Source organism: Caulobacter sp. CCNWLW153, from assembly GCF_036889365.1.
In the GTDB taxonomy this organism is placed as follows: domain Bacteria; phylum Pseudomonadota; class Alphaproteobacteria; order Caulobacterales; family Caulobacteraceae; genus Caulobacter; species Caulobacter radicis.
In genome coordinates this window covers 41,195-57,339 of sequence record NZ_JBAKFV010000006.1, presented here as the reverse complement: position 1 = coordinate 57,339, position 16,145 = coordinate 41,195, and the positions used below count along the sequence as shown (strand labels likewise).

The window sequence follows — 16,145 nt, the reverse complement described above, 5'->3', positions numbered from 1 at the left end:
ACGGCATCATGCCCAACCTGCGCCCACGTTTCGTCGCCGACCGCGTCGCCGAAGCGCTAAGCGACACACGGGTCGTCCTGCTCGCCGGGCCGCGACAATCGGGCAAGACCACCTTGGCCAGGTCCTTGGCGGGTGAGCAACCATGTTGAGTTCAGGCTTTTAGCCAGGGCTGCTGGCGTGCGAGGACGAGGTTGGCGGCCTCGATGAGCTTTCGCATGACGGCGACGATGGCGAGCTTGGTTGGTTTGCCGGCGGCCATGAGGCGGTCGGCGAAGGCCTTGAAGCCGGGATCGAAGCGCTTTGCGGCGATGGCGGCGAGGTAGAGCATGCAGCGAGGCCGGCTTCGGCCGCCGCCGATGAAGCTCTGGCCACGCCACTGGCCCGACTGACGGTCGAAAGGGGCCACGCCGAGCAGGCTGGCGGGCTGGCCGCGCTTGAGCGCGCCCAACTCGGGCATGCGGATGACGAGGCTTGCGGCCACGATCGGTCCTACGCCCGGCAGCGACTGCAGCAGCCGCCAGCGAGCGGCGAGATCCTCGAAGGCCTTGATCCTGGTGAAGATCTCGCGCGCCAACCGAGCCTTCAGCCGCTTCAGGCTTTCGATCTGCTCGCCGAGGCTGGCGGCCAGATCCGGCACTGTCACGTGCTCCATGGAGGTCTTCAGTCGGGCGGCCAGGGCGCTGATCTGCTCGTAGGCCGTCATCCGTTCGGCCAGCTCCGCCAGGCGCGGATCCTGGGCCGCCCGCACCGTGTCCACCTGCGCCGTCGCCGCCGCGATCAGCGCCGCGTCGATCCGGTCGGTCTTGGCCCGCAAGCGCTTGAGCCTTGCGAACAGCCGCACCTCCAGCGGCTGGTGCACCACCACCTCCAGGCCCGCCGTCTCCAGCCTGGCTCGTATCCCGCGCTCGTAGCCGCGCCGTCGCCTCCACCCCCACGCGGCCAACGCCCATTTCCTTCAGCCAGGCGCTCAACGTTTCCCAGCCGGCCGCGTCATTGCCCCCCTGAAACTGCTGGGCGCAGCCGTGCACCGCCACGTCCAGCTGCCGCTTGCCTACGTCGATCCCAGCGATTTTCGTGTTACGCTCAATGCGTTCCATCGACCCATCCTTGTGGCTTCGGACCTCATCGTCCCTGCAACCATCCGGGTCATGAAACTTCGGCGGCGGCCCTGCTCACCCACGGCCTTAAAGCCACGGGGTTATCGGCCCCTCCGCCGAAACCCGCCTGGTGCTGAGAACACCGGGCGGGTGTCCCGGAAGACGCCCCAAGCTATCAGCCTTCTAACAGACAAGGGGAGAACCTATCTCACGCTCGACGACGCCACGACCCTTGCCGCCGCGCAAGCCGATCCGGCCGGACTGATCCGCAGCCTCGACACAGCGATCATAGACGAAGTCCAGCGCGCACCTGACCTGCTGCTGGCGATCAAGCAAGTCGTTGATCGAGATGCAAGGCCCGGCCGCTTTCTCCTGACGGGCTCAGCCAACTTGATGACCCTGCCAAGGGTCGCCGACTCCCTGGCCGGCCGAATGGAGACCATCCGCCTTCTGCCGCTGGCCCAGGCGGAGATCCTGGGCGAGACCCGGCCACCCTTTCTCTCGAGCCTGTTCGCCGGCCATGCGCCCAGGGCCGGCGCAGCGCGGCTCGGACCCGACCTCGTGGAACGCGTCCTGGCCGGCGGCTACCCCGAAGCGCTGGCGCGAAGCGCTTGGGCGCGCCGCCAGGATTGGCACCTGAATTATGTCGAGGCGGTGATCGAACGCGACGTCCGCGACGTCGCCCAGATCGACCAGCTGGACCGCATGCCAAGGCTTATGCGCGCCCTGGCCGAGCATTCCGGGCAACTGATCAATCACTCGAGCGTGGGCGCCGCCTTCAATCTCAACCATGTCACCACCCAACGCTACACCGGCGTCTTCGAGCAGTTGTTCCTGGTCCGAACGCTGCCGCCATGGAGCAACAACGCCCTCAGCCGACTGATCAAGACGCCGAAGCTGCACTTCCTGGATCCGGGTCTGCTGGCGGCTCTGCGCAACCTCACGCCGGAGCGGGTCGCCGCTGATCGGACCCCGTTCGGGGCCGTGCTCGAAAGCTTCGTCTTCAGCGAGGTGTTGAAGCTGACCGCCTGGGACGCCGACCGCTACACATTAAGCCACTTCCGCGACAAGTCCGGCGACGAGGTCGACATCGTGATCGAAAACAGGGCCGGTGAGATCGTGGGCCTGGAAATCAAGGCCTCGGCGACGGTCCGCGGCGGGGACTTCAATGGTCTGCGAAAACTACGTGGCGCGGTCGGTGATCGCTTCAAGTTCGGCGCCGTGCTTTACGACAGCGCCGACACAGTGCCGTTCGGTGAGGCGCTGGCGGCCATGCCGCTCTCGACCCTTTGGGGGTAGTTCACACCTCGTGATCGCCCGGGCCGGCGGCGACGTGCTGCGTTAGCTGATACCTACGCGCCTCGCCGCCAGCCCAGGACAAGCGACAGAGGGCTAGGTCGGTCTCGCTACCGTTTGTGAACCTCAGAGGAGGCAATGAGGCCTAGCTCATCCTGACGGAAAGAACGTCGCGTTTCCAGAGGCCAGCCAACGGTAGCTACTGGCGCCGCTTTGACCAAGACGTTTGTCGTGGCCGAAGCTCGTTTCGGCTTTCGATCATGCCGCCCGAGGGCAGGCCTTGTTGTGCAGGTCCACTTCACAACAAGGGCCGCACGCGGCGTCCGCGTCGTGACGATAGATCAGGAGCCATTCGAACGCCCCTGACGACTTCAGCCATCTGATCGAGGAAGGGGAAAGCAGAACAAGGCCCTTCCCATGAACCTGATCGAAATTCTTCCTTCCCTCATTACGGCCGCCACCGGACCGGCTGGTGCCGTCGTCGTAGCGCTTGTCGCTCTCGGCGTTGTTGCGTTGGCGCTCACGAAGATCCCTAGCGGCCGTCAATGAGCTAGCGGACTGTTCGTTTGCGTATAGTTGCAGAAGATTTTGCTTCAAGTCTCGACCGAATGTCTGCGCCTAGCGCGTTCTCGCTGGTCAAAGTGGCGGGTTTCGACGTCAAACATCACGGTTAACCGTCCAGAAATCTTGAACCCTCGACGCGCCTACCGACATTCAGTGTGAAGCTTGGCAGGAGCGAACATGGGGTGGGTGGGCGTCTGGAGTGCATTTCGTCGCGGCGGTGCGCGCCGCCGCGGCTTGGTGGTGAAGTTCGCGATGAAGACCAAATTTTCTACAGTGGCGCTGCTGTTGGCTGAAAGCCTGCTTTTAACGCCTGCAGACGCCGAAGCGACGCCGCGCTACCGAAGGAGGGATGGATGGCTGTCGTGTCTGAGCGCGGCCTGCTGGACCCTCACCTTGGGGACGTTCTCCTTCTACCTCGCGGGCGGAATGGACATCGCGGCCAAAATGCCAGACATCGGCCCCGTCGATGGAAAGCTCATTGCAACGGGATTCACGACCATGGTCAGTTGGGTCATGCTGGTCGGGGTGATCGTCTTGCGTTGGGGAAGCGATCACGTCGCCCGTCAGATCAATCGATGGGCGAAGTGGCCGCGTGTGGAGCCTGCGCCATTCGGATACTATCTTGTCGACAGTTGTGCGGCCTTTTGCTGGGTCGGGATAGGGCTCATCACTCTTGCAATGCTGGCGGGCGTTTCGGCTCAGCCGTTCTGGGGCTGGCTAGGATCTGATGCCCCGAGCGCCGTCGCTGCTTTCTGGATATTCGCTATAGCCGTCGTGCTCTTTCATTTCCGGCGTTCGGACATGCGCAAACGCTTTGATCAGCAGGTCTACGGTGGGCACTGGAACGCCGTGCGCAGCGCCCTGATCGTTCAGGGGCTGCCCTGCGCTCTCGGCGCGAGTTGGATCATCTCGCTGCGGTAAATTGACAGACGAAGAGGCGTTGGTCCGCGACGGAGGTCCTCTATCGCAGAACAATTCTAGACGTCGTGGTTCCGGAGCAATCTCAGGGGACGCTATTGGCGCGCTACCGCCCGTCGAAATAGACCGCCACTAGGAAGTGCTGATCGCACCAAACAGGTCTCACCAGAACTTTGTGCTGTGGTTGTTGAGACCCCGTGAGTAGGTGTCGGTCCTTGCTGTGAACGTCTTTGGGATGTCGGCACCACTACGGCCATCCTTGAAGAATTCACGGACCGCGTACAGCGCGCCGCTCTTGAGGTGCTCCCAAGTGTGGCGAAGATGAGTCTGCAGTTCCCGGTCTTGCTGGGCCTTCGTCGGCTTTCGCTTAGGGGCGGGGCTCGAGTAGCCCGGTCTAAGATCCACCTCGTGCGTGAAGGTGATCGAGCCGTGCTTCCATTGGTCATCGATCGTTGAGCGCCAGCTGTAGGAAACTCGGACACTGAGGGTTTGGCTCAAGCGCAGCGGCGACCAAATCAGGTCATCAATGGTGAAGAGTTCGCGGTCCCGAAGTTCTTCTTCAATTCGGCGTTTCATCGCGTCGACGGCATACGTAACGTCGGAGGCAGCGCGATACAGATCGTATTGTGTTTCCTCGCGCTTTCGGCCTGATTTTGCTTGCCGATCTCGATCCAAAGCCCGTTCAAAGGCGTGAAGATTTTGTAGGATGTAGGGGCCGCAATTCCAAAGGTATTGGCGCACTCGGTTGCGTGCCCGATCTGCTTGGACCGTTCCACCAGCCTGTACAGTTCTTTAGCATCGAGAGCGGCAATAGCCTCTTGCTCAGAGCGCGGAGTATTGATTTCGCCCATGTTGGTACGCTCGTCCCGTGCCGACCTAACCTCCGGGGATCATCTCAAGGCGACAGGCGTGGGCGCAACTACAAGTTTTCCTAGTGGGCGGCGAGTTTCTGGCCGTAAACCAACGTCGGCTTGTGGCGCGCGTCGGACGACGACCGAGGCCTCGATGACGAGCTGGGGGCGATCGTCGCACGAAAAGGTTGTCGATCAGGGGGCGGAACAGGCCGCGAAGGCGCCCATCGTCGCGCGTGCTCGAGACGATCGAACGCTCCGGCGAACTCCTCTCGCGACATCACGCCCAGCGCGATGAGGATGCCGATCAGGGCCGCGGTAACGCCAGACTGATAGTCGCCCATCAGCAATGTGGATTCGTCAGCGGTCATGCGCTCGCTCCAATGTGGGCCTGACTCAGAACTCTTCCCAGCTATCGAGCGTCGGCGCCGCTGAGCCCCGGACCAGCATCGGGGCGCGGGTCATTGGGCGCGTCTTTTTGATCGCGCCGGGACGCTCGCGAGGCGGGCTGGACGCGGCGCTTGTCGCCGTGACCGCGCTGATTCTGAACCGTCCGACCATCTGGCGAAGCTCGCCTGCTTCGAACTTCAGGCTGGCGGACGCGGCGGTGGCCTCCTCGACCATGGCCGCATTTTGCTGGGTGACCTGATCCATCTGATTGACCGCGACATTGACCTCGTTGAGGCCGGTCGCCTGTTCCTTGGAAGACTGGGCAATCTCGGAGATCAGGCCGTCGATCTGGCCAACCTTCTCGACGATTTCGCCGAGCGCGCGGCCGGTTTCGCCGACCAGCTTCACGCCGCGTTCGACCTGCGAGCCGCTATTGGCGATCAGGGTCTTGATCTCCTTGGCCGCCTCGGCTGAGCGTTGGGCCAGAGCGCGGACTTCCTGGGCGACAACCGCGAAGCCGCGACCAGCCTCCCCAGCGCGGGCGGCCTCGACGCCAGCGTTGAGAGCCAACAGATTGGTCTGGAAGGCGATTTCGTCGATGACGCCGATGATGCTGGTGATCTGGCCCGACGACTTCTCTATCTCGCCCATGGCGGCCACGGCGTCGCCAACGATCTCGCCCGAACGAGCGGCGTCTGCCCGGGCGCTGGATGCCGCTGCCGAAGCCTGCCGGGCGCCCTCAGCGCTGCGATTGACCGTGGCGGTGATCTCGTCGAGCGCGGCGGCGGTCTCCTCGAGGCTGGCGGCCTGTTGCTCGGTGCGGCGGGAGAGGTCGTCCGAGGCTATAGAGATCTCGTCGGCGCCAGCGCCGACGCTGCCGGTGGCCGTGGTCACCGAACTCATGGTCTCGTCGAGGGCGGCCAGGGCGCGGTTGAGATCGTCGCGCAGTTTCTGGAACTGCGGATCGATCGGCTGGTCGAGCCGGCAGGTCAGGTCGTTAGCCGCCAAGCGCTCAAGGGCGGCGGCGATCTGGTTGACGGCGTCGACCCGCCCGGTCACCACCGTGGCGAATTTCACGATCTTCTCGACGCGGCCCCTAGGCCCGAACACGGGGTTGTAAGAGGCCTGGATCCAGACCTCCTGGCCGCCCTTGCCGACACGCTTAAACTCGGCGGCGACATATTCGCCCGCGTTCAACTTACGCCAGAAGTCAGCGTATTCGGGCGAGCCGGCGTAGGTCTTGTCGACGAACATCCGGTGGTGTTGCCCTTTGATCTCCGAGAGGCTGTAGCCCAGCGCGTCGAGGAAGTTCTGATTGGCGTCCAGAACCAAGCCGTCGGTGGAGAATTCGATGATCGCCTGAGCGCGGCTGATGGCGGTGAGCTTGGCTTCAAAATCCGCGTTACGCAGCTTCTGGTCCGTGATTACGGTGGCGACCTTCACCACGCGCTCAACCTTGCCCGAGCCGTTGCGGACAGGATTGTAGGAGGCCTGGATCCAGACCTCGCGACCGCCCTTGCCGATGCGCAGATATTCACGCGCATCGAACTCGCCTTGGCCGAGCTTGGACCAGAAGTCGCGGTAGTCTTGACTCGCTGCATACTCAGGCTCGACGAATAGGCTGTGGTGCTTGCCGACGATCTCGGAGAGCCCATAGCCCATGGCGTCGCAGAAGTTGGCGTTGGCGGACAGGATCTTGCCCGACAGGTCGAATTCGATCGTGGCGAGTGAACGATCCAGCGCCGCCAAGGTATGGGCCGGATTGCCATTCAAACGATTGCGTAACCCAATCACCGCGCTTCCTCCGAGGTCAAGCTTTCGCGCAAAGGAAGCGAACTGGGGTCAACGAACGGTAAAATTCGAAGGCGTGATTTGTCGCGGTCTTAGAAAATCGAGCCCGATTTGGGTTGCCTGTTCTCAATTAAAGGTAGCTATTTTTTGTTCAGAGAATTTGATGATGGAGAATATTGACCTGATTTCGCGCTATGCGGGACCCCCCCGACACGAACGTGAAGATTTCTAGCGACGATCTGCCGCATCGCATCGGGCCTGAGAAACGACCGGCTGATTTGATGACATCTACAGAGGAAGTTTGGCGCGCGGCGCGATTGGATGCTCTCGGCCCGAGGCGCGTGCGCCACCTGAGCGCCGAAGTCGTGTTCTCGGAGGTGATCCAAAGTCGGCTATTGGCGCGCCGGGCCCAAGAGCGTCGTGTTCTTGGTGCCGACGCAATGTCCGCAAATGGCGCTGCCTTACCGATCGTAGCGGGACTGTTAGGATTGCGAAAAACCGCAGGGATCGGTCGGTGATCTGAACCGAGCGGCCTATGTCGGTCATGCGACGGTGCAAACCTCCAGCATTGTTATGGTGCGGACGTCGATAACGCGATCTTGTCCCTACCTCCCTAAGCCGTAGCTATGCACAGCCGGTTCCGCCCCTCCGGCTATTGAGGCGGCGCGATGCAGGCCTTTGATTGTAACTTCACCTTTGAGCTGCCGATGCATTGTGCGGCATGGAGTTGGGCAGAGCATGACTAAAGAGTCGCTGGATAATCCGAAAGCTGGGCCAGCGGCGGCAAAGGTTGAAAACACCGGGCCACGCGAAGCCAACAATGGGCTGTCGAGCCCTTCCTACGACACGGCGGACCGAGATCACGTCGACGGCGCCCTGCGTGGAAGCGAGGAACGTCTTCGTTTGGCCCTTGAGATTGGCGGCCTTGCCAGCTGGGACTGGCACATCGCCTCGGGCAAGGTCGTTTGGAACGACCGCCACTTCTTGCAGCAGGGCTACGCGGTCGGAGAAGTTTTACCCAGCTACCAAGCCTGGCTCGACCGGTTGCATCCGGACGATCGCGACGAGACGGTGGCGTTGATCGAAGCGGCTCGCGATGGCCGGTCGACCTTCCATCATGAGTTCCGCGCTCTATGGCCAGACGGTTCAATCCACTGGCGCGCGGCGCGCGGTCGATTCTTCTACGATGAAAGTGGCACCCCGGTGCGCATGATCGGCGTCGCTGAGGATATCACCGAGCAAAAGCTCGCGGCCCAGCGAATGGCGGCTTCCGAGGCTCGGCTGCGATTGGCGCTGGAAGCGGGCCGAATGGCGCCGTTCGAATGGTCACTCGACGACGCCCTCCCTCCTCCTAGTGACGACCTGCGCCGGCGAGTAGACTTTGGCGACGCTGGCGCTCGCCTCGAAGAGGGACGCGCTCGCCACCACCCAGACGATGCCGCTCTTCTGAGTAAGACGCGACAGCGCGCCCTCGACGGCGACGACACATTCTCGGATTTCGAATTCAGGCGCCTAACGGCTGACGCCCAGGTGCGCTGGCTGCAGGTCCGATCGGAGATCGTTCGCGATAACCTTGGCCGGCCCCGGAAGTTGGTCGGCGTACAGTTGGACGTCACCGAGCAGCGGGAGAATGAAGAGCGTCTGCGGCTTCTGATGCTCGAGGTCGATCACCGCGCCAAGAACCTGTTGTTTGTCGTGCAGAGCATGGTGTCGCTAGCCAAGGCCGGTGATCTCGAGACCTACCGACAAGCCCTGCTGGGGCGGATCGAGTCTCTCTCGCGCGCCCATCAGCTACTTGCTGAAAGTCGATGGTCGGGCGGCGACCTGCGCCAGCTCCTGACGGAAGAACTTGGCCCTTATGGCTTGGGTGACAACGGTCACATCAAGCTCGACGGGCCGCCGATCTCCTTGCCGGCCAGACATGCTCAAGCGCTTGCGCTCTGCCTCCATGAGCTGGCGACCAACGCCGCCAAGTATGGCGCATTGTCCGTCGATGAAGGCGTCTTGACCGTGCAATGGCGTAGCAGCCATGGGCAGCTTGAGCTGTCATGGATCGAGCGTGGGGGCCCGCCCGTCGTTGCGCCGAGACGTTCAGGGTTTGGTGGGACCTTGCTCAAGCGCAGCCTTCAGCCGTTTGGCGGTCGCGTGGAATTACATTGGGCAGAGCTAGGGCTCAGCGCGCAAATTACGCTCCCGCTGCAGGCTAACCCAGACCCAGAGCCAGACCCAGACCCTGCATAGGTCGTCTTTCCGGAGGTGCGGCAACGACAGCAAATGGCGCAGCCTTGCCGCGCCGACACCATGATGAGTCAGACAGATCATGTCGGACAATAGCTATACTGCATGCCGCCACAGCTGATGGCGAGAGAGGACCGCACCGCCGGCTTTGGGCAAAACGGCGGGCGTTGGCTAGGACGATTTCCCAACAGGAAACCTAGACTCCAAGGCCGCGCTTTGGAAGAACTCGGTCTGATATCCACGGTCGATAAAATTGGGGGGAGCGAATGCTCGCACGACTGGTCATCGCTTCGATCATGGCCCTGAGCGCCTCGGCGGCCATGGCGCAATCCCCCCAATGGTATTTCTACAAGGAGGTGAGCGGGATCGAGGTCTATTACGCCGTGCGTATCAATCCCGATGAGGCGCGGGTCTCGTGGAAATGCGTGAACAAGACGGGCGACGCCGTCAGCTGTTCTATCGGCGCCGGCCAGAACAAGGTCTATCGATGTGTCCGCGACGGCACGCCCGTCGGCTTCACCGAAGCGCTGGGCGAGCGTGCAACGGCTCCGGCCCGCGGCGAATACGCCTTCCCGTCCGAGTCCGCCTGCAAGGGCAAGGGCGCTAGCCAGGTCGAGCCCTACGGCGTCCAGATCAGCATCGAGCGGTAGTCCCCGATGAATGGCGTCAATCCTCTGGGCATGCGGCTTTCGATCGGTCTGGCGATCGCCGGCGCCCTTGGCGGCGGAGCCGGCGCCCAGCCCCCGGCGGCCCAGCCTGCGAGCAGCCCGCCGGGGAGCCAGTACGCCTATTGCTGGGCGACATTGAAGCCCCAGCCCGGAAAAATCGACCATTCATACTACTACTCGCCCATCTTCGTGGGGCGGCCGGGCGACGAGGCCGACAAGGCGGCCTTCGCGGCGGCCGTGGTCGGCGCCTATGGCGGCGAGGCGGGCGTCTCGTCCTGCTCGTCTCGCGCTACGGCGGCGGAAATGATCGCCGTTCGGGACAGGCGGTTCAACAGGGACGCCCCCCATGCCGTCATGACGACCCTCCTGCCCGGCGGTGCGCGGGTCGCCAATATCGAAGGCGCAGCCGTTCCGCGAACCGATCCCCCGGGCGACGGCTCGCCCGAACGGCCGCTGATCCTGGAATGCACGGCCGCCGCCGGCCAGTTCAGTTCCTTGACCCAGCGGTACGAGACCGCACAGAGCGTTCTGGTGAAGATCGCCGGGGGGCAGGTCTCGATCTGGAAGCGGTCGGCGTCTTCCTGGATTCAGCACCCTTGCGTGGAAAACAGCCGCAACGGGCAGTTCTGTTCGATCACGCCCACCCGCATCTGGCTCAAGGACAGCTACGAGCTGACGCCGGGAGCCGAGGAGTCGAACGAACTGGATATCGACCGCCGGTCGGCTGGCTTTAAGTTCGAGACCCTGCTGGCGACGCCCAAGGTCGCGCCATACATTCAGGCTCGCCAAGCCACGGGAGCGTGTCGGCCGACGAAGGAGCCCGCACCCGCGCCCGCCGGACCCGCGCCGCGCACCGCCTTCTGAGCGAGCTCCGGTTGTCGGAACGTCTCCTTTCTGGAAGTGCGTCAGCGTGCGCAACTGGCGCGACCACGCCGGAGAACCGGACGTCGCGACTGTCAGGGAGAGGCACTGACTTTGGTTTGCCGCTGCGAAGCAGACCGTCATGTTGAGCCCAGCTCACCGCCGCATCGAGTGCTGGACGGACCCGCGCTGGCATGACGTCGGTCGGCGGATGGTCGTGCCTCGTCGCAGCAAGCTTGTCGTCTCGCACAAGGGCTATCGCAAGACCGAGGAGAAGGGCGCCACGCCTGATCCGCTGATGGGCGTTTGGCCGTTCGGCTATCGGCTCGAGCCCTGGGATGAGCGGGCTACCTTGTTGTTCTATCTCAACCAGGCGGAGGCGCATCTGGGCAGTCGATGCTGTCGGCCCTCTACGGCGCTTGGGCGGCGCGGACGGGCGACCGCCCCTGGCGCTCAAGCTTCTGGATGAGCGCTTGGTGACGGGGCGGAAGGCGCTGACGGCGAGGGTTGCGGGACGTCGCGGTGGGCTTTGCGTGCGTCGCCGACATCGTCATTTCCGGTGGCTGCAACGTCGCGGCTGCGGATGACGAGTGATTGAGGCGGCTTCGTGCGGATTAGGCGCCCAGTGGCGATGTAGTCGGGCTGGATGGAAAAACGGCCAGGAAGGCCCTGGCCGTTTCCCAATTCGCCGCCGTCTCGCGCGGAGGCGACAAGGCCGTGTGAGGGCCTAGTACTTCACCTTCAGGCGCGCGTACCAGAAGCCGCCGTTCATGCCGAACGGACCGCCCGAGCGCGGATAGATCTGGCCGTCGGCCGTGCTGCCGGTGATCGCGTAGATCGGGTTGGCCGTGGTCGGGGCCAGCTTGTCCGGGTACTCGTCGAACAGATTGTTGGCGCCGACGGTCAGGGTGTACTTCTCCGCGACCGTGTAGCTGACGTCGAGGTCGGCGGTGACCTTCGAGCCGAACTTCTGGCCCGGATAGTCCTGGTTGGTGCTCCAGCTGCTGTAGTAGTTGCCGCGGGCGTTGATCGTGAAGCCGGCGACCTCGTAGCTGGCCGAGACGTTGGCCCGGTGCTTGGGCGTGATGTTCTCGATGTCGTAGATCCGGTCGTCGCCGATGGCGATGGGATCGAACTTGGTGACCTCGCTCTTGTTGTAGCTGTAGGCGAGCGTGAGGCTCAGCGGGTTGTCCAGCAGCTCGGTGCGATAGCTGGCGACCGCGTCGACGCCCTTGGTCTCGGTGTCGAAGCCGTTGGTGAAATAGGCCACCGCGCCGCCGACGCCGACCGCGGCCAGCGCCGGTTGGGCGACGATGTCGGCGGCTTCGACGTCGAAGGTGCTGGTGATGCTGATGCGGTCCTTCACCTTGATGAAGTAGCCGTCGACGGTGAGCGTGAAGTTGCTGATCGGGTTGAAGATGAACCCGACGCCGTAGTTGGTCGACTTTTCAGGCGTCAGGGTCTTGGCGCCGAAGTACTGCGCGATGGCGCTGGTCACCGGATAGGTGCCGGTCTGCACCTGCTCGCCGCCGGGGGCGAACGCCGTCGTCAGGATCTCGGTGTTGCTCTGCCCGGGCGACGGGGCGTGGAAGCCTGTGCCCACGGTGCCGCGCACCGAGAACATGTCGGAGAACTCGTAGAGGCCGTTGACCTTGCCCACGAAGGTGTCGCCGAAGGTGTCGTAGTCCTCGTAACGCCCGGCCACGCCCACCGTGAAGGCCTCGGTGACGTCGGTCTCGGCGCCCAGATAGACGCCGTAGTTGCTCTGGGTCGAGGTCTTGGCCGAAGCCGGGCTGGTGCCGCCGTAGCCGCTGGCGCCGGGCGACTGGGAAGCCGTCTCGGGATTTCCGTTCACGATCGAGCGGGTGTAGACGCCGGGCGAGACCTGCACGTACAGCGGCTGCACCGCATAGGGACCCGCGGCGTAGGACTGCAGGTCGCCAGCCGTGGCTTCATATTCCTCGTGCCGGAACTCGGCGCCGCCCGACAGGGTGACCGGGCTCGCGAACCCGACCTCAAGCGGATAGGTCAGGTCGAGGTTAAGGTTGGTTTCGCGCTGGATCAGCTTGCCGAACTTGAACTCCTTCTGGCTGGTCGGGCCGAAGGAGGCGTTCAGCGAATGAGTCATCGCCAGATCGAGCGAGTTCTTCCCCACGGTCGCCGACAGATCGTAGGTCAGTCCGCTGTCGGCCTTACCCTTGACGCCCATCGTGCCGTAGAACTGCTCGACCTCGCCCTGGAAGCGCGGGGTGAAGCCGGCCGGATAGATGGACGTGAAGTTGAAGACGTTGCCGTCCTTGACGAAACCGCCCGTCGGGCAGGTGGCGTTGCCGACCGGGCAAGGCGTCAGATAGATCGGCGCGAAGGCGCCGTTGCGCCCGGGCGAGCCCGTGGCCGGCGCGCCAGTGCCGTTGTTGACCGCCAGCGGCGTCGGCGCCGAGATCGGCGAGCGATAGTTGAAGCTCTGATCGGCCTCGCGATGCCCAACATTGGCCGTCAGGTAGATGCTTGTGTTCTCGCCCACGTCATAGGCGGAGTTGACGAACACCTTGTAGCCGTTGGTCGGCGACGAGCCCCATATCTGCGCCGGGCCCGGATAGTTGGGCAGCTGGTTGGCGAGCGTGGGATTGTTGGCCGCGAACACGGCCGCGATGGGCCGGGTGGCGCCGCGGCTGGTCTGGCCGTCGTCGAAGTACTCGGCCGACACGTTGACGAAGCCGGCGTCGAACAGCTTGAAGCCGCCGTTGACCGCGAACTGGTAGCTGTCGCCGTCGCCGGCGTAGGTCTGGCCATAGCGCGCCTGGGCCTCGAAGCCGCTGTCGGCGTCGCGCAGGCCGTAGTTGATGACGCCGCCGATGGCGTCCGAGCCGTACTGGGCGGTCGCGCCGTCGCGCAGGATCTGCAGGTTCTTCACCGCGATCGACGGGATCATCGATAGGTCGACGGCCTGGGCGCCCAGTGACAGCGCTGTGTCGCCGCCGGTGACGACCTGGACCAGCGCCGACCGGTTATAGCGCTTGCCGTTGATCATCACGAGCACCTGGTCGGCGCCGAGGCCGCGCAGGGACGGCGCGCGCACGAAGGTCGAGGCGTCGGAGATGGTGTTCTGGGGCACGTAGAACGACGGGACGAGGTTCTTGACCACGTCCAGCATGTCTGCGGCCGGCTGGCGGGCGAGTTCCTCGCCGCCGAAGACATCGATCGGAGACGGCGAATCCACGACCGAGCGGTCGGTTCTGCGCGTGCCCAGGACGATGACGGTGTCGACCTCGGTCGCGGTCGGCTCGGCCGGTGCGGGCGGCGCTTCGGCGGCGTTGGCTAGACCGACACAAGCAAAGGAGAGAGAAAGAGCTGAAATTCCAGAAAGCAGAATATTACGTGAGCACTTAGTCATGCATATCCCCTCGTGGCGCTATGCGCGCGTGTTTGCTTTCTCCGTAGGGCTTCCCGGGATCATTTTTATTGTTGGGTACTAGAGTGCGGGCGACACATTCATCGAATTTCGCCGATGAAACATTTCTTCAACTCTGTCGCTTTCGCAACAGACCTTGCCGTCATGTTGTCGTAACGGCGTTTCCCGACGTGCGGGCGCCCCTTTGGGCGGCGCCCGCCGAGATTTTTTGCAGCGCGATGATCATGATTGCGGCGCCCGAGCATTGGGCGAGATCGTCGACTGTGTAGACGGGCGCTTTTCGATGACCGCCCCCCCCGGGCGCGACCTTGGATTTGATGAGGCATGAGGCTTGAGCGTGCGGCGACCGGGCGCGTGGCTTGGCGCCGACGTGTAGGGCCAGCCCCAGCGTGTTTCGGGCTGAAGACGTGGAGGCGGTCTCTTCTTCTAGTTGAGAAGGGTGGGAGAAAATGGTCTGCTGGTCGGGCTAAGCCCAGCGTGATGCGCAAAAGCAGCAAGCGAAAGCTTTAGAGGCCCCTGCGGCGGTACGCTCGGTGGTGTGTGCAACTGGCTGCTCTCGATCGCCAAAGCCGTGAGAGGCAACGCTTGGTTCCACCACGAGCGCCTTTTCGAATCTTGGTGGTCGAAGGCGACTGTATCTTGGCGCAAGAACTCGCGAACGCGCTTGTGGCTTTCGGCAACCAGGCCGTTGGACCAGTAGCCCAGCTCTCTGAAGCCATGACCATAATCGAAAGAGGGCCAATCGATGGGGCGGTGTTGGACGCCAACTTGGACGTCCAGACGCTACTGCCTTTGGCCTGCACCCTGACCCAGCGCGCAATACCCTATGTGCTCGCCGCAGGCGGCGACCTGGAAGTGTTTCCCGATGCTCTCCAAGGCGTTCCCGTCGTTCGAAAGCCGGTAAATATGTGGGTGCTGAGGTGGATAATGCGAAAGCACAATTGGTGACGCTATCCAGCCAGGAAGCGTGAGCACAGCCCCGGAGACAGGATTTCAATGGGACACGCAGAGGCATTGGCCGCTCACGCGTTCAGTTCTCTTTATCCATCGGACGCATCTGGCAGTTGGCTGCCTGGACCAGAAGCGTCGCCTTTTCGTCGCGCGTTTGAGCTTGAGCGCCCATCCGCCCATCCTAGCATCACCCGAACGTAACAGGAACGCGCAACTCCCCCCTTGGCCCGGCCCTAAGGGGCGTCGGCCCAGGATCCGGCCAGCCGGAAGATTTCCGCCCGCACGGCGGGCGGCATGCGCAGCGCCGCGTGCATGAAACCGGTCGCACCGTCGAGTTGGCAGAACCGCGCCAGCAGGTCGTCGCCATGAGGGGTCTCCAGGCCAGCGAAGAAGGCTGTGATGGGAACGCCCAGAACGCGGGCCATCTGGACCAGCTTTGAAGCGCTGATCCTGTTTTCGCCGCACTCGTACTTCTGGATCTGCTGAAAGGTCAGGCCGACCGTGGCGGCCAGATCATGCTGCGAGATCTCCTTGGCGCGCCGATGACCGCGCAGCAAGGCGCCGATGTGCCGGTCCAGGGCCTGGTTGGCCGCAAGCTCCTTCATACGCCCTCCGTGGTTGCGTCATTGGCCAGGAAAGTCGGTCCAGGATCAAGGCGCTAGGGGCGTCGACCTCCAGGCCTTGGGCTTTCCACCCGGGCGATAGCAATCGGTTCGCGTACGGAACAACCGCCGCTCTGGGGCGTAGTCTTTTCAAGCATCCGCTGGAGCAGAAACGGCCTTGGCGGTGTGAACGAGCCAACAGCGGAGGGCGTTGTCATGCCTGACGAAATGCACTGCGATTTTCGATCGTCTTTCCGTCTGGAAGCGACTGTCGCCGAGGCTGATCACACATCAATCGCCCGACCTTCTTGCAGCTTGTCGAAACAGTGATGGCCTGACGCCGGTCAGCGTCAGGCCGCTCCAGCATCTAGATACCAGGCTCGTCCTGGACCGCTCGCCCCTAGGCTTGAGCGCCGCTGCGCCCCGGTCCAGCCGGGGCGCCTTCGCGCGTTCAAGGGACGGAGCCGATACGCCGAGTGTTGCTCAAGACGGGCGGGGGATAGGCG

At 63.5% G+C, this 16,145-nt stretch carries 11 protein-coding genes; 5 read left to right on the top strand and 6 right to left on the bottom strand.

The window, feature by feature from the left end; translation table 11 throughout:
* Positions 1 to 151: 151 nt before the first annotated feature.
* Positions 152 to 943 (bottom strand): transposase, encoded by a 792-nt coding sequence (locus tag V6S85_RS11120; RefSeq protein ID WP_116570179.1) that lies wholly within the window; start codon positions 941 to 943, stop codon positions 152 to 154.
* 304 nt (positions 944 to 1,247) lie between these two features.
* On the opposite strand from V6S85_RS11120, the gene V6S85_RS11115 reads away from it, so the two are divergent.
* Together V6S85_RS11115 and V6S85_RS11110 are read left to right on the top strand one after the other, a co-directional pair.
* On the top strand, positions 1,248 to 2,396 hold the full coding sequence (locus V6S85_RS11115; protein WP_334348992.1) for an ATP-binding protein: 1,149 nt from the start codon (positions 1,248 to 1,250) through the stop codon (positions 2,394 to 2,396).
* A gap of 813 nt (positions 2,397 to 3,209) precedes the next feature.
* Positions 3,210 to 3,878 carry a hypothetical protein gene (locus tag V6S85_RS11110; protein ID WP_133244852.1) on the top strand — a complete coding sequence of 223 codons (669 nt, stop codon included), beginning with the start codon at positions 3,210 to 3,212 and terminating at the stop codon, positions 3,876 to 3,878.
* A gap of 159 nt (positions 3,879 to 4,037) precedes the next feature.
* On the opposite strand, the gene V6S85_RS11105 is transcribed toward V6S85_RS11110, so the two are convergent.
* The 3 genes from V6S85_RS11105 to V6S85_RS11095 form a co-directional block, all read right to left on the bottom strand.
* On the bottom strand, positions 4,038 to 4,616 hold the full coding sequence (locus tag V6S85_RS11105) for a hypothetical protein (protein WP_207780830.1): 579 nt from the start codon (positions 4,614 to 4,616) through the stop codon (positions 4,038 to 4,040).
* A 190-nt stretch (positions 4,617 to 4,806) separates the two neighbouring features.
* Positions 4,807 to 5,097 carry a hypothetical protein gene (locus V6S85_RS11100; RefSeq protein WP_133244991.1) on the bottom strand — a complete coding sequence of 97 codons (291 nt, stop codon included), beginning with the start codon at positions 5,095 to 5,097 and terminating at the stop codon, positions 4,807 to 4,809.
* A 25-nt stretch (positions 5,098 to 5,122) separates the two neighbouring features.
* Entirely contained in the window at positions 5,123 to 6,889 is a 1,767-nt protein-coding gene (locus V6S85_RS11095) for a methyl-accepting chemotaxis protein (RefSeq protein WP_334348991.1), read from the bottom strand.
* 756 nt (positions 6,890 to 7,645) lie between these two features.
* Between V6S85_RS11095 and V6S85_RS11090 the strand changes: the two genes are divergently transcribed.
* The 3 genes from V6S85_RS11090 to V6S85_RS11080 all read left to right on the top strand — a co-directional run bounded on the left by V6S85_RS11090 (position 7,646) and on the right by V6S85_RS11080 (position 10,677).
* Positions 7,646 to 9,148 carry a sensor histidine kinase gene (locus V6S85_RS11090; protein WP_116490140.1) on the top strand — a complete coding sequence of 501 codons (1,503 nt, stop codon included), beginning with the start codon at positions 7,646 to 7,648 and terminating at the stop codon, positions 9,146 to 9,148.
* A 263-nt stretch (positions 9,149 to 9,411) separates the two neighbouring features.
* Positions 9,412 to 9,795 carry a hypothetical protein gene (locus V6S85_RS11085; RefSeq protein WP_116490139.1) on the top strand — a complete coding sequence of 128 codons (384 nt, stop codon included), beginning with the start codon at positions 9,412 to 9,414 and terminating at the stop codon, positions 9,793 to 9,795.
* Positions 9,796 to 9,801: 6 nt separating this feature from the next.
* Positions 9,802 to 10,677, top strand: coding sequence for a hypothetical protein (locus V6S85_RS11080; RefSeq protein ID WP_133244854.1), 876 nt, complete (start codon positions 9,802 to 9,804; stop codon positions 10,675 to 10,677).
* Positions 10,678 to 11,401: 724 nt separating this feature from the next.
* Here the strand turns inward: V6S85_RS11080 and V6S85_RS11075 are convergent.
* Positions 11,402 to 13,894, bottom strand: a complete 2,493-nt coding sequence (locus V6S85_RS11075; RefSeq protein WP_334348990.1) for a TonB-dependent receptor plug domain-containing protein — start codon at positions 13,892 to 13,894, stop codon at positions 11,402 to 11,404.
* A gap of 1,376 nt (positions 13,895 to 15,270) precedes the next feature.
* Positions 15,271 to 15,642 carry a helix-turn-helix domain-containing protein gene (locus V6S85_RS11070; protein ID WP_334348989.1) on the bottom strand — a complete coding sequence of 124 codons (372 nt, stop codon included), beginning with the start codon at positions 15,640 to 15,642 and terminating at the stop codon, positions 15,271 to 15,273.
* Positions 15,643 to 16,145: the final 503 nt, after the last annotated feature.